Source organism: Mesorhizobium sp. B2-4-7 (genome assembly GCF_006442685.1).
GTDB lineage: Bacteria > Pseudomonadota > Alphaproteobacteria > Rhizobiales > Rhizobiaceae > Mesorhizobium.
The window spans coordinates 1,309,012-1,327,675 of sequence record NZ_VFVH01000001.1 but is presented as its reverse complement, the minus strand read 5'-3'; the positions used below and the strand labels follow the sequence as shown (position 1 = coordinate 1,327,675).

Genomic DNA, 18,664 nt, shown 5'->3' with positions numbered 1-18,664 from the left:
CCTCCTCCCGAACGATTCCCGCGACGTCTCTTCGAAGGAACCGCTGACCTCTCCCGGCGACGGCCCTCCAACCTTCATGTGGTCACGCGATACGGAGACGGTAGCGCTACCAAACCTGCCTGTAAAGCAGGCGCTTCGATAAACATCCAGGCTGCATTCCCGGTTGCTCACTGGACTGCCCACCACATGGCTGGAGACAGCAGGGAGATCGGCCACGGGATGAATATCAACCACTTCCACCGTCCGCCGGCCTGGGCAGCCGCGCATGGAATTCGCCGACGATGCCGCGCCGGAAGACGAGCACGCAGACCATGAATATCAGGCCGGTGGCGATGGTCACCGGAAAACCTGAGGTGGCGAGCGTGTTTTCAAGGCCGACGACGAAGCCGGCGCCGACGACCGGCCCGACCATGGTGCCGATGCCGCCAAGCAGCGACATCAGGATCACCTCGCCCGACATCTGCCATGTCACGTCGGTGAGCGTCGCGAATTGGAACACGATTGCCTTGACCGCACCGGCAAGCCCCGCAAGTGCGGCCGACATGACGAAAGCGGCGAGCTTATACCTGGCGACAGAATAGCCGAGCGAGATGGCGCGGTTCTCGTTCTCGCGGATCGAGCGCAGGATCATGCCGAAGGGCGAGTTGACGATCCGCCAGATGGCGAAGACGCCGATCAGGAAGATGGCCAGCACGACATAGTACATGTTGACCGTGGCGTTCAAATCGATGATGCCGAAGAGGTTGCCGCGCGGAACGCCCTGGATGCCATCCTCGCCTTGCGTGAACGGTGCCTGCACGCAGAAGAAGAAGAACATCTGCGCCAGCGCCAGCGTGATCATGGCGAAATAGATGCCTTGCCGGCGGATGGCGAAGAAGCCCATGACGAGACCGAGCAGCGCCGCCCCGGCGGTACCCAGCAGAATGCCTGCCTCCGGCGGCCAGCCCCATACCTTGACGGCATGCGCGCAGAAATAGGCTGCGCCGCCGAAGAAGGTCGCGTGGCCGAAGGACAACAGGCCGGTGTAGCCGAGCAACAGGTTGAAGGCGCAGGCAAACAGCGCAAAGCACAGCATCTTCATGAGGAAGAACGGGTAGACGAAGAACGGCGCGGCGATGAGCGCCAACACCGCCAGCGCCACCAGGGCCCGTTCCAGCCGCACGGAGGCCGCGGCGCGCTTTTCGTGAAGCGTCAGCTCGCTCATCTCACGCGTCCCTTCCGAACAGGCCGGCCGGCCGCAGCAGAAGCACGATCGCCATGATGACGAAGACGACAAGGTTCGACGCCTCGGGATAGAACACCTTGGTCAGGCCCTCGGCAAGGCCGAGCATGTAGCCGGTGACGATGGCGCCCAGGATCGAGCCCATGCCGCCGACCACGACGACGGCGAAGACGACGATGATCAGATCCGACCCCATCAGCGGACTGACCTGGTAGACGGGAGCCGCCAGGATCCCGGCAAGACCGGCAAGTGCCGCACCCAGTCCGTAGGTGAGTGTCAAAAGCAGTGGCACGTTGACGCCGAAAGCCTGGACCAGTTCTGGATTTTCGGTCGCGGCGCGCAGATAGGAACCAAGCCTGGTCTTCTCGATCAAAAGCCATGTGCCCAGGCAGACGAGAAGCGATGCCAGCACCACCCAGCCGCGATAGTTGGGCAGGAACATGAAGCCGAGATTGGTGCCGCCCGCAAGCAGCGCCGGCACGGCATAGGGATTTCCCGAGACGCCATAATAATAGCGAAAGACGCCCTCGATGACCAAGGCCAGGCCGAAGGTGAAGAGCAGGCCGTAGAGAGGGTCGAGCTGGTAGAGCCGCGAGAGCGCTGCACGCTCGACCGCAATGCCGAACAGCCCGACGGCGAGCGGCACCAGGATCAGCGCCGGCCAATAGCCGATGCCGAGATGGACAAGCAGCAGATAACCGATGAAGGCGCCCAGCATGTAGAGCGCGCCGTGGGCGAAATTGATGATGCGCAGCAGGCCGAAGATGACGGCGAGGCCAAGGCTCAGCATCGCATAGAAGGAACCGTTGATCAGCCCGACCAGCAACTGCCCGAGAAAGGCCTGGATGGGGATGCCGAAGATCATCGTCATGGCGCGATCATACTCCGAGCACCTCGTGAAGTTGAGCGTCGTGGGCGGCCAGTTCGCCGACCGGAAACCCGCTCAGCACCTTGCCGTGCTCCATCAGGTAGAAGCGGTCGGCAATGCGGGCGGCGAAACGGAAATTCTGCTCCACGAGCAGGATCGTCATGCCGCGCTTTTTCAACGTCGCAAGCAATTCGCCGATGCGCTGGACGATGACCGGCGCCAGGCCTTCGGTCGGCTCGTCGAGGAGCAGCATCCGGACACCCGTCCTCAGGATGCGGGCGATCGCCAGCATCTGCTGCTCGCCGCCGGATAGCCTGGTGCCCGGGCTGTTGCGGCGCTCCTTCAGGTTGGGAAAGAGCTCGAAGATCTCCTCGACGCTCATGCCGCCCTTGGCCACCACCGGCGGCAGGATCAGGTTCTCGTCGACTGTCAGCGTGGCGAAAATGCCGCGCTCCTCGGGAACGAAACCGATGCCTTGGTGGGCGACACGGTGCAAGGGCAGGCCGATCAAGTCGTTGCTGTTGAAGACGACACTGCCGGTGCGCTTGCGGATCAGCCCCATGATGGCGCGCAGCGTCGTGGTCTTGCCGACGCCGTTGCGGCCAAGCAGCGTCACGGTTTCGCCGCGGAACACATCGAGGTCGACGCCGTGCAGCGCGTGGCCCTCGCCGTACCAGGCATGGAGATCGCGCACGGCAAGCAGCGGCTCACTCATGCTCGGTTCCCATATAGGCTATCCGGACGCGTTCATCCTGGCTGACCGTCGGATAGTCGCCCGCCGCGAGCACCTTGCCGCGCTGCATCACGGTGATCCAGTCGCAAAGATCGGCAACGACGGTCAGATTGTGCTCCACCATGAGCACGGCCCGATCGCGGGCCAAGGCGCGGATGATCCCGGAGATCATGCTGACATCCTCGTGCCCCATGCCGGCCATCGGCTCGTCGAGCAGCAGCACCTTTGGATCGAGCGCCAGCGTGGTGGCGATCTCGAGCACGCGCTTGCGGCCATAGGAGAGATCGCCGGCGAGCCGGTGCGCCGCGTCGTCGAGGCCGACCGTGCCGAGAAGCTCGCGCGCCCGCGGCGTCAGTTGGTCGAGCGCCGAAAGCGGGCGCCAGAACTGGAAACCCAGCCCGCCTGGCCGCTGCAGCGCGACGCGCACATTGTCGAGCACGCTCAGATGCGGAAAGATCGCCGATATCTGGAACGAGCGCACGAGGCCCATCCGCGCCACCTTGGCCGGCGGTGTCCGGGTTATGTCGGTGCCGAGCAGTTCAATCGTGCCGCTGGTCGGCTGCAGGAACTTGGTCAAAAGATTGAAGATCGTGGTCTTGCCGGCGCCGTTGGGTCCGATCAAGGCGTGAATCCTGCCGTGATGAACGTCGAGATCGACATCCTTCACCGCAACGAACCCGGCGAAGTCGCGCCTGAGGCCGCGGGCGGAAAGCACCACCCGCGGCACGGCTCCATCGCCGTCAGGCCTGACGGCCGCGGCGGTTGCCGTCGTCACTTGCTGACGAGCGGGCAGCCGCTATCCGTGGCCTTCATGAAGGCCTGGTCGCCCGGAATGGTTGCAAGATAGGTGTAGTAGTCCCAATCCTTCTTGCTCTCCTCGGGCTTCTTGACCTGATAGAGGTACATGTCGTGCACCATGGAGCCGTCGGCCTGCACCTTGCCGTTGGCGGTAAAGACGTCATTGACCGGCATCGAATGCATTTCCTTGGCCACCGCTTCGGTTTCGTCGGTGCCGGCCTTGTCGATGGCCTTGAGATACTGCGACACCGCCGAATACGTCCCGGCCTGGATCATGTTCGGCATCCTGCCGGTGCGTTTGAAGAAGCGGTTGGCGAACTCGCGGCTCTTGTCGTCGCGATCCCAGTAAAAGCCTTCGGTCAGCACGACGCCCTGGGCCGCCTGCAAGCCAAGGCCATGCACTTCGGCCAGCGTGAACAGAAGTGCCGCGAGCCGCTGGCCGCCAGCGACGATGCCGAATTCGGCCGCCTGCTTGATCGAGTTGGAAGTGTCGAGACCGGCATTGGCAAGGCCAACGATTTTGGCGCCGGAGGATTGCGCCTGCAGCAGGAAGGATGAGTAGTCGGTCGAGCCGAGCGGATAGCGCACTTCACCAAGCACCTTGCCGCCGCGATCCTTGACGAGCTTGGCGGTCTGCTCCTCGAGCGAATAGCCGAAGGCGTAGTCGACGGTGATGAAATACCAGCTGTCGCCGCCTTGCTGCACCAGGGCACCGCCTGTGCCGACGGCCTGGGAATGGGTGTCGTAGGCCCAATGGAAACCATAGGGCGAGCACTGCTTACCGGTCAGGTCGGTCGCAGCCGCGCCGGTGACGATGTCGATCTTCTTCTTTTCCTTGGAAAGTCCCTGCACGGCGAGCGCCACCGAGGAGGTGGTCAGTTCCATTATGGCATCGACCTGCTCGGTGTCGTACCACTGGCGCGCTATGTTGGAGGCGATGTCCGGCTTGTTCTGGTGGTCGGCGCTGATGACCTCGATAGGCGCATTCTGGACCTTGCCGCCGAAATCCTCGACAGCCATCTTGGCCGCCTCGACGGACCATTTGCCGCCGAAATCGGCATAGACACCCGACTGGTCGTTGAGGATGCCGATCTTGACCTTGCCGTCGGAAATTTCGGCTGCCGCCGCTGGCATCGCGGTACCCACAAGCAGCGCGGCTGAGATGAGATAGGATGCTTTCACTGGTATTTCCTCCCTTGTGGCCACTGTCGAAAACGCCCATTGCGGCCCTGTGACGGCTTCGAGTGTACCGTCTGGTCCCGCGTGAAGAATACGTCCTGTGCTCGCCACAGTTCCAAATTGCCCGGACACATGGTCACAAGCGCACATTCGGAATGCACAGAGATTCGTAACATCGACATCGAACGTCGAGAACCACTATTTTCGTATCAGGCGCACCGGTAGCGGTGTCCGCTGCTGGCTAGGACTTGTCGCGCGCTATCAGCACGATCTTTGCCGGATCGAAATCGACCGCGACGACGCTGCCTTCCGGCAGGGCGGGTGTGACGACCGGCGACGTCGCAAACAGCTCGACCGCCGGATCGTTTATCGCGACGCGGTATTCCATGTGGTCGCCGAGATAAGAACTCTTGACCACGCGCCCTCTCATCCCGCCGGCTGCCGGCTGGCCGGCGACGAGGCGCACGGCATTCGGCCGGACGGCCAGCACCGCCGGCCCCGCCGCGATGCCGCGATGCCGCATGTCGAGCCGCAGCGGCCCGACCTTTACCTCGGCATTCGTCCCATTGCTGGCGAGAACCTCGACATCGAGCAGGTTGGCGTCGCCCATGAAATCGGCGATGAAAGAGTTCCTGGGTTCGTTGTAGAGGTCGCGCGGGGTTCCGTCCTGGGCGACGCGGGCAGCGTTCATGACGATGATGCGATCGGACACGGCCAGCGCCTCCTCCTGGTCATGCGTCACATAGACCACGGTCAGCGCGAGGTCCTGCTGAAGACCGCGGATCTCATCGCGTACGCGCCGGCGCAGCTTGGCATCGAGATTGGACAGCGGCTCGTCGAACAAAAGCACCTTCGGCTCCAGCACGATGGCGCGCGCCACGGCCACGCGCTGCTGCTGGCCGCCCGAAAGTTCGCTCGGCTGGCGCTTCTCGTAGCCGGACAGGCCGACCTGTGCCAGCTTCTCGGCGGCGCGCCCTGCGGCCTCAACCTTGCCGAGCCCCGTCGCCCGCAGGCCGTAGCCGACATTTTCCATGACGTTCATGTGCGGGAACAGCGCATAGGACTGGAAGACCATGCTGACGTCGCGCTCTGCGGCTGACAGCAAGGTGACGTCCTTGCCGTCGATTACGATGCGCCCGTGGCTTGCGTGCTCAAGCCCGGCAATCAGCCTGAGCGTCGTCGTCTTGCCGCAGCCGGAGGGTCCCAGCAGCGTCACCAGGCTGGCCGGTGCGATGTCGAAGCTGACATTGTCGACGGCAGTGACGGCGCCGTATTTCTTGGTGACGCCCTCGAAACGCACTGCCGGTCTGTCCACCACGCCGGGGGCAGCGTTCTTCGCCGTTTGATCCATACGCTTCTCCCGATCAGATTGGTGCCACGACGGCTTGCGCCTCGGCCCGGCGCCGGCCAAGCCGGCGTTCCCCGACCAGCAGCTGGATGCCGATCAGAATGATCATCATGACGACGATCAGCACCGCCGAATAGACGATGGCGATGCCGTATTCGCCGACATCGGCTCGCCCGACAATATAGACGGTGGCGAGATTGAAGCGGCCGGTCGCCAGGAAGATGACGGCGCTGACCGCTGTGACCGCACGCACGAAACTGTAGATCATCGCGGTCACGATAGCCGGCTTCAGGATCGGCAGGATCACCCGCCGCAAGGTGGCGAAGGAACGCGCCCCCAGTGTCAGCGATGCCTCGTCCAGGCTCTTGTCGATCTGCCCAAGATTGGCGAGGCCCGCACGGATCGCAACCGGCATGTTGCGGAAGATGAACGAGATGACGATGATCAGTCCGGTGCCGGTCAGTTGCACCGGCGGCACGTTGAAGGCGAGGATATAGCTGACGCCGACGACCGTGCCGGGAATGGCAAAGCTCATCATGGCGAGGAATTCGAACATCGTGCGCCCGGCGAAATGCTGCCGGTCGAGCAGATAGGCGGTCAGGATGCCGAGCGCGGCGGTGAACGGCATCGCCACCAGCGCAAGGCCGATGGTCATCAGCAGCGACGGCCAGGCCGACCCGCTCAGGAACCAGCCATTGACGCCTTTCTCGACGGAGAAAGCGGTGAGGAAATATTCGAGCGTCGGCGTGTTGTCGCGGCCGATCGATTGCACGAAGCCGCCGCCCAGGATGATGCCATAGACCACGACGGTCAGAAGCAACCAGGGAACGACGGCGGCGTAGCAGCCGATGCGCAAGCCCTTGGGCAGCGTGGCCGGCACACCGCCATCGCCCTTGCCCGCGACGGTGACGTAGCTGCGGCTGCCGATCCAGCGGCGCTGGATGACGAAAGCGGCGAGCGTGAATCCCAGAAGCACGATCGCCAGCACCGCCGCACGGCCTTGATCATGCGCAGCGCCCACCACCGCAAAGAAGATGTCCGTCGACAGCACGTTGAAGTTGCCGCCCAGCACCAGCGGGTTGGCAAAGTCGGCCATGCTCTCGATGAACGAGATCAGGAAGGCGCTGGCCAGCCCCGGGCGGATCAGCGGCCAGGTGATTGTGCTGAAAGTGCGCCAACGGCTGGCGCGCAAGGTCTGCGAGGCCTCCTCCATGCTCGGGCTGACACCCTGCAGCACGCCGGCCAGGACCAGGAAAGCGATCGGCGTGAAGGCCAGCACTTGCGCGATGGTGATGCCGGCCATGCCGTAGATCCAGCGGCTGCGCGGAATACCGAGATGTTCGGACAAAAGATTGGTGACGATGCCGGCCCGGCCGAACAACAGGATCAGCGCCAGGCCGATGACGAAAGGGGGCGTGATGATCGGCAGGATGGAGAGGCCGCGCAGCAGCCATTTGGCAGGCAGCCTGGTGCGCAACGCAATCAGCGCCAGCGCCAGGCCTAGCGCCGTGCAGAAGAAACCCACCAGCACCGCGATCGCCACCGTATTCCACGCCACGCCGCAGGAACCGTCGTCGTAGAGGCAGCGCAGGCTCCAGATGTTGGCACTGAACAGCTTTTCGGCAAACAGAGCCGGCACGATATTGCCGTCATTGTCCTCGATGGCGGAAGCGAGGATCGACAACAGCGGATAGGCCACGAACAGGATCAGCGAAGCGATCACGATCAGCAGCGAGCCGACGACAAAACGATCGCCTTTGCACCAGCCACGCGCGGCCAGCGCCTCGGCGATGAACATCAGCATCGCCAGCGCGTACAGCACGGCACCCCAGCCGAGCCCCGGCTGCACCGGTCCCGGCGTACTGGCGAGATGCCCGAGCCAGGCAAATCCCCAACCCGAATGGATGATGGAAAAACCCTCGATCACCAGCCAGGCGAGGCCGGCTGCGCCCGCCACCGCCAGGCCGGGGAGGTTCCGGCGCGCGACGAGCCAGCTTGCCAGGAGAAGTGGCAGGATCAAGGGAAGCAGCCACAGCTGACCGTTCAGCGACAGCAGGATGGCTGGTGCCGCCTCCGCCGGACGCGCCAGCCAGTCAAAGGAAAGCAAGCCGCCTTCGACTTTGTACCATGGCAGCACAATGAAGCTCGCCCATGCCAGCGCCAGCCATCCGGCGGCACTGCGCCCCGGGAGGTCATTGGCCATGGGATAGGGCGAAGCCCGTGCCATTCGACATCTTCCTTCGGTATGGTCGGGGTTGCGCCGGCTGCCCCGCAGGCAGCCGGCGGATCGGCCGTACGGACCAGATCAGCCGCCGTTGCGGATCTCATCGGTGAACTTCTTCAACAGCCGCTTGCGCTCCGCTGATGATCCATATTTGGCGAAGTCGTAGTCGATCAGCTTGATCTTGCTGAGGTCCGGCGCCTCGGGCGGCACCGGGGTGCCGGTGTTCGACGGGATCTGGTAGCTGCCGTTCGGAGCCGCCAGTTTCTGCGCGTCTGGCGTCAGCGCCCAGTCGTAGAATTTCCGCGCCTCGTCGATGTGCTTGGCCCCGGCAACAATGCTCATCGACCCGATCTCGAAACCGGTGCCTTCACAGGGCGAGACCACCTTGACGGCCGGGTTCTGCTTGGCGGCGTTGATGACGTCGTGCTGGAAGGAAATGCCGACCAGCGTCTCGCCCTTGCCCACGGCGAGCGCGGGTGCGGCGCCCGCCTTGGTGTATTCGGCGATGTTCTTGTTGAGCTGCTTGAGATAGTCGAAAGCCTTGTCCTCGCCCATCAGTTGCACGATTGTCGCCAGCATCGTCCAGGCGGTACCCGAGGAATTGGGGTCGGCCATCTCGATCTCGCCCTGGAAATCGGGCTTGACCAGATCCGCCCAGCAGGCCGGCGCCGTCAGGCCGCGCTGTTTCAGGTCTTCCTCGTTGTAGCCGTAGCCAAGCGCGCCGAGATAGATGCCGACGGTGCGGTTCTTGGCGCGTTCAGCCTGCCTCAAAGCCCAGTCGCGCAGGTTCGCCAGCTGCGGCGACTTGTATTCCTGGGTGAGACCTTCTTCCGCCGCCTGAAGATGCGGGTCGCCGGTGCCGCCCCACCAGATGTCGGCTTGCGGATTGTCCTTCTCGGCCCGCAGGCGCGCATAGATCTCGCCGGCGCTCATGCGGGTCATGTCGACGCTGACGCCGGTTTCCTTCTGGTAGGTCGTGGCCATGGCCCGGCACCAGGCTTCGTCGACGCCGCAATACATCACGAGGTTGCGATCCGCCGCATGGGCGCCGCCGGCCAGACCGAAAATGGCCAGCACCGCAAGGCCAAGCCACGTCCTGCCTTGTCTGCGATCAAATGGACCTTTCATCGATAATTCCTCCCTTTCATGCTCTCTGGAATTGGTTATTCGTCGTCGAGCGGCACTCCGATCACCTGGGACAATCTCGCCGCCACACCCGGCGCCGCAGCAAGCACCGGATTGCCCTTCGCCATGCCGTCGCCGTCGAGAAAGCGGTTGACGCGCCCGCCGGCTTCCTCGACCAGCAGCAATCCGGCCAGGCAGTCCCATGCATTGATATGAAGCTCGGCATAGGCATCCGAGCGGCCGTCGGCCACATAGGCAAGGCCGAGCGCCCCCGAACCGGAGCGGCGCACATTGGCGCCCAGCGACCAGACCAGGGCCACCTTGTCCAGATAGTCGCGGTTGGGAATCCGCGGCGACCAGCCGAACTCCACGGAGGCGCGGTCGAAGGCCTGGGTGCGCGAAACATGGATCGCCGCGCCGTTGCGCGTCGCACCGTGCCCGCGGCGGGCAAAATAGACCTCCCCGATGGCCGGATTGGCGATGCCGCCGATCTCGCTGCGGCCGTCCTGGACGAAGGCGATCGAAACGCAGAAATGCGGAATGCCGCGCATGAAATTCGCCGTACCGTCGATCGGGTCGACGACCCACATGCGATCAGAGCCGCCGCTGCCACCGGTTTCCTCGCCCAAAAACCCGTCCTCGGGAAAGGCCGCGGCCAACGTCGTGCGGATGTGATGCTCGACCTTGCCGTCGGTCTCGGTCAGGAAATCCTGCGGCCCCTTCATCTCCACAGGCTGCGCGCCGTCGATTTGGCTGTAGCCCTGCATCGCCATGTTTCCCGACGACAAGAGCAGTTGCCGGCAAACATCGGCACGCCTGTCGAGTTCGGCTTCGGACATCCGGCTCGCGTTAGGCTGCACCGCCACGCTGTTCATGCTGTCCGTCCAGACAATGGCAGTTCCGATGCGGTCCGCGAAGAAATGGGCAAGGTAGCCTCCGGCGCCGGCTTCATGCACGGCTGTGCAAAGCTGTTTCATTTACGCATGTGTGTCAAGGGCAGCGGTTACACCTGTGACTGGCTTGCGCTATGCTGCACGTGCGTGCAAAGAATCGAGAAACGCAGCGAGAGTGTGCATGACGACGCCAAGAGGCCGTATTGGCTTTTCCAGTGCCCAGCAGGTCGCGGAGCTTGCCGGCGTTTCGCGCTCGGCGGTATCACGCACGTTCACGCCCGGCGCCAGCGTTTCGGAAGAAACCCGCGAGCGGGTGCTGCTGGCGGCCGAGCAGCTCGGCTATCACGTCAACCACCTGGCGCGCGGCCTGATGCGGGCATCGACGGGCATCGTCTGCCTTGTCGTCGCCGATGGCGACACGCCCTACCAAGCCCGTATCCTGCGGGCGCTGACACAGCATCTGAGGGATGCCGGCAAAGTGGCCATGGTTTTCAACACGTCGGGCCCCAGCCACCATGTCGACCAGGCGCTGCGCAACACGCTGAACTACCGTGCCGATGCGACGATCGTGCTGTCCGGCACGCCGCCGCAGGAGCTGATCCGAACCTGCCTCGAGAACGGGCAGCGCCTGATCCTGATCAATCGCGACGACCGGTTCGACGGGCCGCATAACATCGGCGTGGACAACGCCGCCGCCGCCGAGGCGGCACTTCACGCCTTTCTTCGTGCCGGTTGCACCAGGCCTGCCCTGGTGACGTCGGCAGCCGGCACGCCCAGTCTGGTGGCGCGCGAGACGGCGTTTCTTGCCGCAGCGCGCAAGGAAGGACTGGAGGTGATCCAGTGGCGCGAGGGCCGCACGGGTTATGCGACCGGGGCAGAAGGCGCAAGGCGCCTGCTTTCGGGCCGGCAGCGACCGGATGCGGCATTCTGCGTGACCGACCTGATCGCCTGCGGTTTTCTGGACGCGGCGCGCCACGAGTTCGGCGTCGACGTCCCGCGCGATCTCTGCGTCGCCGGCTTCGACGACATCGAGCAGGCTGACTGGGCTTCCTACCGGCTGACGACCTTTGCGCCGCCGATTGAGGAGATCGCCACGCACGCCGTGCGACTGGCCGCCGGTTCGCGCGAGGAAGCAGGCGCCGGCAGTCGCCTGACCTGCCACGCGCCGATGGTCTGGCGCGGCACTGTGAGGCCAGGTCGGGGCTGATGCCGATCGGACTATAGTCCCGGTCGGTGAGCGTCTCGTGTGCTAGATCGCAATGCTGCCGATCGCGGCATCGACGGCGTCGCCCAAACGGTCGACGATGATATCGACCGTGCCGTCGTCGACGATGAATGGCGGTGCAAGCAGGACGTGATCGCCAGCCCGCCCATCGACGGTGCCGCCCATCGGATAAACCATCAACCCCCGCTGCATCGCTTCCGATTTTATCCGGGCATGGACCTTCAGGCGCGAATCGAACGGGGCCTTGGCCGAGCGATCCGCGACAAGTTCGATGCCCTGGAAAAGGCCGCGCCCGCGAATGTCCCCGACATGGTGATGGTTGCCGAAGCGCTCACGCAGCCGTCGTTCGAGCGTGGTGCCTCGCGCCGCGACATTGGCAAGCAGACCATCACGCTCGATGACCCGCTGCACGGCGAGGCCGGCCGCACAGGCGAGCGGATGACCGATATAGGTGTGACCGTGCTGGAAGTCGCTGCCTTGCGAAAAGGCATCGAATATCCGGTCGGATGCCAGCACCGCCCCAAGCGGGGCATAGCCGCCGCCGAGCCCTTTGGCGATCACCATGATGTCGGGTGCGACGCCTTCCTGCTCGCAGGCATGCAGTGTTCCGGTACGACCCATGCCGCACATGACTTCGTCGAGGATGAGCAGCACGCCGTGGCGATCGCAAATCTCGCGGATGCGCCTGAAATAACCGGGTGCGGGTGGCACGGCGCCGAGAGTCGCTCCAACCACTGTCTCGGCGACAAAAGCAATGACCGTTTCCGGCCCGAGTTCCTGCAGCTTCGTCTCAAGCGCATCGGCGGCGCGCAGCCCGTAGGCCTCGCTGCCTTCATCCGGCCGCTGATGCCGATAGGCATAGCATGGTTCGATATGATGGTTTTCGATCAGCATGGGCTCGAACGGCGCCTTGCGCCAGGCGTTGCCTCCCACCGAAAGCGCGCCCAGCGTATTGCCATGATAGCTCTGCTGACGGGCCACGAAGCGGCGGCGCTGCGGCTCGCCGCGCTCGACGAAATATTGCCGCGCCATCTTCAGGGCGGTCTCGATGCCTTCCGATCCTCCGGAGACGAAATAGACGTGATGAAGATCGCCCGGCGCGTGAGCGGCAAGTTCGTCCGCCAGTTCCTCCGCCGGCCGGGTGGTGAAGAAGCTGCTATGCGCATAGGCGAGCCGGTCGAGTTCGGCATGCATCGCGGCAAGAACAGCCGGATGCTGATGGCCAAGGCATGAGACGGCCGCACCGCCGGAGGCGTCGATATAGCGGCGTCCCTTGCTGTCGATGACGGTGACGCCATCGCCGCCGACGGCAACGGGATAGTCGTGGTGGATCTGGCGATGGAGGATATGCGTCATGACCGTTGCCTGGTTTCGTAGATATGGGTGGAAAGGGTGTCGAACTGACGTTCCACGTCGCGCATGGCGGCCAGCGCGCGATCGCCGGCGGCGGCCGCCAGGATCGCGGCCAGCGTTTCGGCGATGGCAAAGGCCGGTGCCATGGTGTGGAAAAAGGACGGGCTCTCGGTCGGCACGATGATGACGGCGCCCGCCCGGTTGACGAGCGGAGAGACCACGCTGTCGGTAATCGCCACGATTTCGAGCGCGCGGCTGCGTGCATAATCGACGAGTTCGACGGCGGCGCGCGTATAGGGCTTGACGCTGATCGCCAAAAGCACGTCGCCCGCTCCCGATTCCCACAAAGGATCAGGTCCGGTTCCGCCGACGCCGTCAAGCAGACGCACCGCGCCGCCGGCGAGGCCATAGACGTAGGCGAAATGGCAGGCGACGGGGTAGCTCGACCGATAGCCCAGCGCATAGATGCGCTTGGCGCCTGCCAGCACCGAGGCTGCCCGGGTCACCGCCTCCAGCGTCGCCGGATCGCAAAGCTTCGCCATATGGCGCTCGAGCGTTTCGGCCAGCTCGAAGGCCAGCGCGCCGTCTCCTCCGCGCTTGCGCCGCGCCATCAATGCTTCGGCCTTGCCCAAGAACTCCTTCTCGCCGCGGCGAAGTTGCTCGGCGTAGAGGTCGCGCAGGCTATCGTAGCCGTCGAAGCCCATGCGCTGGGCAAGCCGCGTCATCGATGCCGGGGTCACCCCGGCGCGCTGCGCCTGGACGCGCATCGACAGGAGGGCAACGTCACGCGGATTGTCGAGCACCCATTGCGCCGCCGCGCGAAGCTGGCGCGGCATCGTCTCGAAACTCTCGAGCAGGCGCGAGCGGAAGGCGGGTTCCAACATGGCGCGAATTTACGCCGGCCGTTGACGAGCTGCAATGAATATTTCAATCTGCCAGAAATGAGCGTAGTGTTTCATTCAATCAGAAAACAAGAACAGGGGAAATTCGCATGAAACAGACCATATCCAGTCATTTGGGAGCGCTGGCGGCACTCGCGCTGGCTTCCTTGCCGTTCGCAGCCGCACCGGCTCTGGCCGAGGATCCAATCGCGCTAGGCTGGGTGGGGCCGCTGTCGCCGCCCGGCAACTATTCCGGCGGCCAGGAAATGCAATGGGCGGTGCAGCTCGGAGTTGACGAGGTCAACAAGGCCGGCGGCGTGCTCGGCCGTCAGCTGAAGGTGAGCTACGAGGACACCAAAGGGCAGCCGGCCGACGGCAGCGCGGCGGCGGTTCGGCTCATCACCAAGGACAACGTCGCCGCAATCTTCGGCGAATTCCATTCCTCGGTCGCCCTCGCCGAAATCGAGGAGGCGCACAAATACGGCGTCGCCTGGGTCGGTACAGACGTATGGGCGGATGCCATCACGGCCAAGCAGTATCCGGAAGTCTATCGTCTCGCTCCGGCCAACTCGCTCGTTTACGTTAAGGCAGCCGACTGGACGGTCGAGCAAGGTTTCAAGAACATCGCCATCATCGCCGAAAACACGGACTTCGGCCAGGGCGGGGCCAAGGTCATCGCCGATGAGCTGAAGGCCAAGAACGTCCCCTATACGCTGGCAACGATCGACCTGAACCAGCAGGATTTCACGCCCGCGCTGCTGCGCCTGATGAACCAGAGCCCGAAGCCTGATGCGATCCAGATGGTGATCGCCGGACAGGCGCAGTATCAGCTGGTCAAGCAGGCCTGCCAGCTCGGCCTCGCACCGACTGCCGAAACGGCCCTCATCGGCTCCTCGGGTCTGCTGCAGAAGGAAGTGTGGGAAGTCGACGGCGAATGCGCCAACAATCTTCTCATCGTCAACGTCGCGCAGCCCAAGTCGCAATGGAACGACAAGGCCAAAGCATTCGTGAAGGCGTTCACCGAACGCTACAATAGGGCACCGACCGGCGTGGCCATGGAGGCCTATGACACGTTCGGTGTCGTCGTCGAAGCGATCAAGAAGGCAGGCTCGGCTGACCGCGCGGCGATCGTGAAGGCACTGGAAGAGATCAAATATGAAGGGGTGAACGCCACCTACACCTTCCCGACCACCAAATCTCCCGACTGGGCTTTCCATCAGTTCGTCGACGTGCCGTTCACGATCATCCAATACACGGCCGTGAACCAGGCGCCGGAGGATGCTGCGATCGTCTATCCGAAGAAGTGGGCCACCACCGACAAGGTCATGCCCGGCAAATGAACGGCACGCCGGCGGCTCCATAGCCGCCGGCGGCCGCTTCACTGGACAGGCGGCCGACAACGAGGTGATGTGAACCCATGAGCTATTTCCTCCTCCTGGCCGTCAACGGCCTGGTCATCGGCCTCATTTTCGCGCTGACGGCGGCGGGGCTCACTTTGGTCTTCTCGGTGTTGAAGGTCGTCAATTTCGGCCATGGATCGCTCTATATGCTGGGCGGCTATGCGTCCTACTACATCATCGCCTGGTTCCATGCGCCGCCGCTTGTCGGTGTCGCCGGCGCGATGGTGGCCCTGTTCATCTTCGGCGTGCTCTTCGAGAGGCTCGTCATAGCGCCGATGTATACCGACAAGGTCGAGCGCAAGGACGAATACGCCATTATCGTCACCTTCGGCCTCACCATTCTGATCACCAATCTCGGCCTTGTCGTCTTCGGTCCCTTCGCCAAGGCGCCGCCGTCCTTCATGACAGGAGCGCTGATCCTCGGTCCGTTGATCCTGCCTTACGACCGGCTGATCGCTGCGGTCGCTGCCGTCGTCCTGCTTGTCGGTCTGACGCTTTTCCTGAAGCGCACCTCGCTTGGCCAGGCACTCGATGCGGTGAGCCAGAGCCGCGAGTCCGCCGCGGTCATCGGTATCGATCCACGCCGCATGTACACCATCGCTTTCGGCATCGGCTCGGCGCTTGCCGGCGGGGCAGGGGCGTTGATCGCGCCGATCTTCGCCCTGTCGCCGTCGATGGGTGAGTTGCCGGCCGTGCAGGCCTTCATCATCATCGTGCTCGGCGGCATGGGTTCCGTCGGCGGAAGCATTACCGGCGGCATCCTGCTCGGCCTGGTGCAAGGGCTGGGTGTCGGCTATCTGCCGGATCCCAATCGCGCGCTTGCCTATACGCAGGCGTTCGGAGCGCTGCTGCTCGTCATTGCGTTGCTCTTCCGGCCGACCGGCCTGTTCGGCCGCTCGCATCTGCGGCTGGAATAGGGGCACGGCAATGATCCGTCCAACATTCTCGCAATCGGCTCAGGCGATTCTGCTCGTGGTGGCGTTGCTGGTGCCGCTCGGCGTCGGACCATACTGGACCCACGTCGGCGCCATCGCCTGGTACTATGCGCTGCTTGCCGCGAGCTGGGCGCTGCTTGCCGGTTTCGCCGGTCAGTTCTCCTTCGCCCATGTGGCTTTTGCCGCGCTGGGCGGATATGCCTCGGCCTTGTTCGTTGGCCAGATCGGCATGCCGCTGCCGCTTGCCATTCTTGCCGCCATCGCTCTTGCCGTCGTGGCCGGCGCCCTGATCGGCGCGCTCGTCCTGAGGCTTTCCGGGCCTTATCTGGCCCTCTTCACGCTTGCCATTTCGGAAATCTTCCGCCTCGTGCTGGTCGCGGAGGAGGACATCACACGCGGCATGCTGGGCTTGCCGGTGCCCGGCCTCTTTTCCGGTCGATCGGACCTGCCTTATTACTATTTCGGTCTTGCGCTCGTCGTCCTGGCGGTATTGGGAATGAATGCCTTGTTGGCGACCCGCGTCGGTCTTTTTCTGCGTGCCATCCGGGAAGACGAGGGCGCCGCGCGCGCCAGCGGCGTGGATACCACGCGCTACAAGATCCTCGTCTTCGTGGTAACCAGCGTGATCGCGGCGATAGCCGGCATTTATTACGGCCATTTCATCGGCATCCTGACGCCCAACATGGCTATCCTGCCGGAGATGGGTCTGGTTATCGCGATGGCGGTGATCGGCGGCATCGAAAGCCTGCCCGGCGCCGTGGTCGGTGCAGTCGTCGTCTTCCTGCTTTCCGAGACGCTGCGGTCCTACGGCGAATGGCGTTTCGTGCTGATGGGTCTGGCGCTTATCCTGGTGCAACGCTTCGCGCAGAACGGCCTGTATCCGATGGTCGAAAACTGGGCGCGCTTCCGCGCGCGGCCACGGGAACAAGCGCCTGTTCCAACTGCTACCACCGAGGAACCCCATGCCGGTTGAGAAGGACACCGCTTTTTTCTCGATCAGTGGTCTTGCCAAGCATTTCGGCGGCATCCATGCCGTCGAAGGCTTATCCTTTGCCTTGGCCCGCGGCGAAATTGTCGGGTTGATCGGTCCCAACGGCTCGGGAAAGACAACCACCATCAACATGGTGACGGGCGCGCTCAAACCCGACGGCGGTGCCATCCTCGTCGAGGGCACCGATATGGCGCGCTCGCCGGCCAATCTTTTCGCGCGCCGCGGTGTTGCCCGTACTTTTCAGGTTCCCCGCCTGTTCCGCCGCATGACCGTCCTGGAAAACCTGATCGTGCCGGCGCTTTCCGATCCGGCGGAACGGCGCGCCGCGGCAGAGGACCGCGCCCGTGGGGTTCTTGCTTTCCTGAGGCTCGACCATCTCGCCGACAGTTATGCAAGAGCGCTTTCCGGCGGCCAGCAGAAGCTGCTGGAACTCGGCCGGGCGTTGATGCTCAAACCGAGATTGCTGCTTCTGGACGAGCCCTTCGCCGGCGTCCACCCGCGCCTGCTGGAGGAGATCATCGAGCACATAAGGAGCCTCAATCGCGACGGTCACACCATCGTCGTTGTCGATCACAACCTCGAGGCTATCCAGTCGGTCGTAACGCGCGTCATGGTGATGGCGCGGGGGCGCAAGATCGCCGACGGCGCGGTCGCCGAGGTGCTGCGCAATCCCGAGGTCGTGCACGCCTATACGGGATCCCGCGCAACGCATCGGGAAGCACGATGATGGAAACCGCTTCCCTGCCATCGACCCCGCCGCTGATCGCCTGCGAGAACCTTGTCGCCGGCTATACGCGCGACATCGACATATTGCGCGACGTTTCGGTCAGAGCCTGGTCTGGCAGCATTTCCTGTGTGGTCGGGCCGAACGGCACGGGCAAATCGACGCTTCTCAAGGCGTTGTTCGGCTTCCTGAAACCGAGTGCCGGCCGGGTGCTTCTGCGAGACGTGGACATCACCGGAAACCCGCCCTTCCGGATGCTGGGCCTTGGCCTGGCCTACCTGCCGCAGCGGCCGAGCCTCTTTCCTCATCTCTCGGTCGAATCGAACCTGAAACTCGGTCTCTGGCATGCCAGGCCGAAGAAGACGGTGCTGACCGAGAAACTGGAACATGTCTATGAGCGGTTTCCCGTCGTTCGGGAGAAACGCACGCAGCCTGCCGCCCAGCTCTCGGGAGGCCAGCAGCGACAGGTCGAGATCGCACGCAGCCTGATGGCCGATCCGTCGGTCTACCTGATCGACGAACCGACCGCCGGCGTCGATCCGCAGACCAGCGAGACGATCTACGACATCGTCCGCGATCTTGCCCGCGAACTCGGCAAGGCCGTGCTGCTGGTCGACCAGGATATTCGCGCCGCGCTTGCCATCACCGACTACGTCTATGTGGTCAAGAACGGCACGGTTTTTTCCGAAGGCGCGCGCGCGGATTTCGGTGCCGACACCGACGCTCTTGTCGCACGTTGGCTGTATGCGAGCGGTGAATGAACGG

General features: G+C 63.9%; 17 protein-coding genes. 6 read left to right on the top strand and 11 right to left on the bottom strand.

The features are described from left to right. Positions 1-226: 226 nt before the first annotated feature. The 9 genes from FJ946_RS06525 to FJ946_RS06485 form a co-directional block, all read right to left on the bottom strand. Positions 227-1,204, bottom strand: a complete 978-nt coding sequence (locus FJ946_RS06525) for a branched-chain amino acid ABC transporter permease (protein WP_140566408.1) — start codon at positions 1,202-1,204, stop codon at positions 227-229. A 1-nt stretch (position 1,205) separates the two neighbouring features. Further along, the gene (locus FJ946_RS06520; RefSeq protein WP_140514993.1) at positions 1,206-2,093 is read right to left on the bottom strand and encodes a branched-chain amino acid ABC transporter permease; all 888 of its coding nucleotides are present in this window, start codon (positions 2,091-2,093) and stop codon (positions 1,206-1,208) included. 7 nt (positions 2,094-2,100) lie between these two features. Further along, positions 2,101-2,805 carry an ABC transporter ATP-binding protein gene (locus FJ946_RS06515; protein ID WP_140498404.1) on the bottom strand — a complete coding sequence of 235 codons (705 nt, stop codon included), beginning with the start codon at positions 2,803-2,805 and terminating at the stop codon, positions 2,101-2,103. After that, the gene (locus FJ946_RS06510) at positions 2,798-3,598 is read right to left on the bottom strand and encodes an ABC transporter ATP-binding protein (RefSeq protein ID WP_181167435.1); all 801 of its coding nucleotides are present in this window, start codon (positions 3,596-3,598) and stop codon (positions 2,798-2,800) included. The genes FJ946_RS06515 and FJ946_RS06510 overlap by 8 nt, the downstream gene beginning before the upstream one ends. Beyond that, the gene (locus FJ946_RS06505; RefSeq protein ID WP_140514995.1) at positions 3,595-4,803 is read right to left on the bottom strand and encodes an ABC transporter substrate-binding protein; all 1,209 of its coding nucleotides are present in this window, start codon (positions 4,801-4,803) and stop codon (positions 3,595-3,597) included. The genes FJ946_RS06510 and FJ946_RS06505 overlap by 4 nt, the downstream gene beginning before the upstream one ends. Before the next feature lie 238 nt (positions 4,804-5,041). After that, positions 5,042-6,151 carry an ABC transporter ATP-binding protein gene (locus FJ946_RS06500; RefSeq protein ID WP_140498401.1) on the bottom strand — a complete coding sequence of 370 codons (1,110 nt, stop codon included), beginning with the start codon at positions 6,149-6,151 and terminating at the stop codon, positions 5,042-5,044. Positions 6,152-6,164: 13 nt separating this feature from the next. Next, complete coding sequence (locus FJ946_RS06495; RefSeq protein ID WP_224680648.1) at positions 6,165-8,375, bottom strand: iron ABC transporter permease; 2,211 nt, start codon at positions 8,373-8,375, stop codon at positions 6,165-6,167. Positions 8,376-8,453: 78 nt separating this feature from the next. Continuing rightward, positions 8,454-9,500 carry an ABC transporter substrate-binding protein gene (locus FJ946_RS06490; protein WP_140560387.1) on the bottom strand — a complete coding sequence of 349 codons (1,047 nt, stop codon included), beginning with the start codon at positions 9,498-9,500 and terminating at the stop codon, positions 8,454-8,456. Positions 9,501-9,535: 35 nt separating this feature from the next. Then, complete coding sequence (locus FJ946_RS06485; RefSeq protein ID WP_140566411.1) at positions 9,536-10,372, bottom strand: inositol monophosphatase family protein; 837 nt, start codon at positions 10,370-10,372, stop codon at positions 9,536-9,538. 199 nt (positions 10,373-10,571) lie between these two features. Here FJ946_RS06485 and FJ946_RS06480 point away from each other — a divergent pair, with 199 nt between their 5' ends. Continuing rightward, entirely contained in the window at positions 10,572-11,597 is a 1,026-nt protein-coding gene (locus tag FJ946_RS06480) for a substrate-binding domain-containing protein (protein WP_140498399.1), read from the top strand. Positions 11,598-11,639: 42 nt separating this feature from the next. Here FJ946_RS06480 and FJ946_RS06475 read toward each other — a convergent pair whose 3' ends face one another. Continuing rightward, complete coding sequence (locus FJ946_RS06475) at positions 11,640-12,971, bottom strand: aspartate aminotransferase family protein (protein WP_140566414.1); 1,332 nt, start codon at positions 12,969-12,971, stop codon at positions 11,640-11,642. Continuing rightward, the gene (locus tag FJ946_RS06470) at positions 12,968-13,852 is read right to left on the bottom strand and encodes a MurR/RpiR family transcriptional regulator (protein WP_140566417.1); all 885 of its coding nucleotides are present in this window, start codon (positions 13,850-13,852) and stop codon (positions 12,968-12,970) included. Before FJ946_RS06470 ends, FJ946_RS06475 begins: the two co-directional genes overlap by 4 nt. A gap of 107 nt (positions 13,853-13,959) precedes the next feature. Between FJ946_RS06470 and FJ946_RS06465 the strand changes: the two genes are divergently transcribed. From FJ946_RS06465 to FJ946_RS06445, 5 genes are all read left to right on the top strand, one after another. Further along, positions 13,960-15,189: an ABC transporter substrate-binding protein gene (locus FJ946_RS06465; RefSeq protein WP_140524814.1), complete on the top strand. Its 1,230-nt coding sequence runs from the start codon at positions 13,960-13,962 to the stop codon at positions 15,187-15,189. Between the two features lie 77 nt (positions 15,190-15,266). Further along, the gene (locus FJ946_RS06460; protein ID WP_140524813.1) at positions 15,267-16,166 is read left to right on the top strand and encodes a branched-chain amino acid ABC transporter permease; all 900 of its coding nucleotides are present in this window, start codon (positions 15,267-15,269) and stop codon (positions 16,164-16,166) included. A 10-nt stretch (positions 16,167-16,176) separates the two neighbouring features. Continuing rightward, complete coding sequence (locus tag FJ946_RS06455; protein WP_140566420.1) at positions 16,177-17,157, top strand: branched-chain amino acid ABC transporter permease; 981 nt, start codon at positions 16,177-16,179, stop codon at positions 17,155-17,157. Beyond that, positions 17,147-17,902 (top strand): ATP-binding cassette domain-containing protein, encoded by a 756-nt coding sequence (locus FJ946_RS06450; protein WP_140566423.1) that lies wholly within the window; start codon positions 17,147-17,149, stop codon positions 17,900-17,902. Before FJ946_RS06455 ends, FJ946_RS06450 begins: the two co-directional genes overlap by 11 nt. After that, positions 17,902-18,660 (top strand): ABC transporter ATP-binding protein, encoded by a 759-nt coding sequence (locus FJ946_RS06445; RefSeq protein ID WP_181167721.1) that lies wholly within the window; start codon positions 17,902-17,904, stop codon positions 18,658-18,660. The genes FJ946_RS06450 and FJ946_RS06445 overlap by 1 nt, the downstream gene beginning before the upstream one ends. The last annotated feature ends 4 nt before the right edge of the window (positions 18,661-18,664 follow it).

What these genes read in the sequence shown, in the direction of transcription:
- FJ946_RS06525 (WP_140566408.1), bottom strand. Translation starts at nt 1,204, where the DNA reads ATGAGCGAGCTGACGCTTCACGAAAAGCGCGCCGCGGCCTCCGTGCGG.
- FJ946_RS06520 (WP_140514993.1), bottom strand. Translation starts at nt 2,093, where the DNA reads ATGACGATGATCTTCGGCATCCCCATCCAGGCCTTTCTCGGGCAGTTG.
- FJ946_RS06515 (WP_140498404.1), bottom strand. Translation starts at nt 2,805, where the DNA reads ATGAGTGAGCCGCTGCTTGCCGTGCGCGATCTCCATGCCTGGTACGGC.
- FJ946_RS06500 (WP_140498401.1), bottom strand. Translation starts at nt 6,151, where the DNA reads ATGGATCAAACGGCGAAGAACGCTGCCCCCGGCGTGGTGGACAGACCG.
- FJ946_RS06495 (WP_224680648.1), bottom strand. Translation starts at nt 8,375, where the DNA reads ATGGCACGGGCTTCGCCCTATCCCATGGCCAATGACCTCCCGGGGCGC.
- FJ946_RS06490 (WP_140560387.1), bottom strand. Translation starts at nt 9,500, where the DNA reads ATGAAAGGTCCATTTGATCGCAGACAAGGCAGGACGTGGCTTGGCCTT.
- FJ946_RS06485 (WP_140566411.1), bottom strand. Translation starts at nt 10,372, where the DNA reads ATGAACAGCGTGGCGGTGCAGCCTAACGCGAGCCGGATGTCCGAAGCC.
- FJ946_RS06480 (WP_140498399.1), top strand. Translation starts at nt 10,572, where the DNA reads ATGACGACGCCAAGAGGCCGTATTGGCTTTTCCAGTGCCCAGCAGGTC.
- FJ946_RS06475 (WP_140566414.1), bottom strand. Translation starts at nt 12,971, where the DNA reads ATGACGCATATCCTCCATCGCCAGATCCACCACGACTATCCCGTTGCC.
- FJ946_RS06470 (WP_140566417.1), bottom strand. Translation starts at nt 13,852, where the DNA reads ATGTTGGAACCCGCCTTCCGCTCGCGCCTGCTCGAGAGTTTCGAGACG.
- FJ946_RS06465 (WP_140524814.1), top strand. Translation starts at nt 13,960, where the DNA reads ATGAAACAGACCATATCCAGTCATTTGGGAGCGCTGGCGGCACTCGCG.
- FJ946_RS06460 (WP_140524813.1), top strand. Translation starts at nt 15,267, where the DNA reads ATGAGCTATTTCCTCCTCCTGGCCGTCAACGGCCTGGTCATCGGCCTC.
- FJ946_RS06455 (WP_140566420.1), top strand. Translation starts at nt 16,177, where the DNA reads ATGATCCGTCCAACATTCTCGCAATCGGCTCAGGCGATTCTGCTCGTG.
- FJ946_RS06450 (WP_140566423.1), top strand. Translation starts at nt 17,147, where the DNA reads ATGCCGGTTGAGAAGGACACCGCTTTTTTCTCGATCAGTGGTCTTGCC.
- FJ946_RS06445 (WP_181167721.1), top strand. Translation starts at nt 17,902, where the DNA reads ATGGAAACCGCTTCCCTGCCATCGACCCCGCCGCTGATCGCCTGCGAG.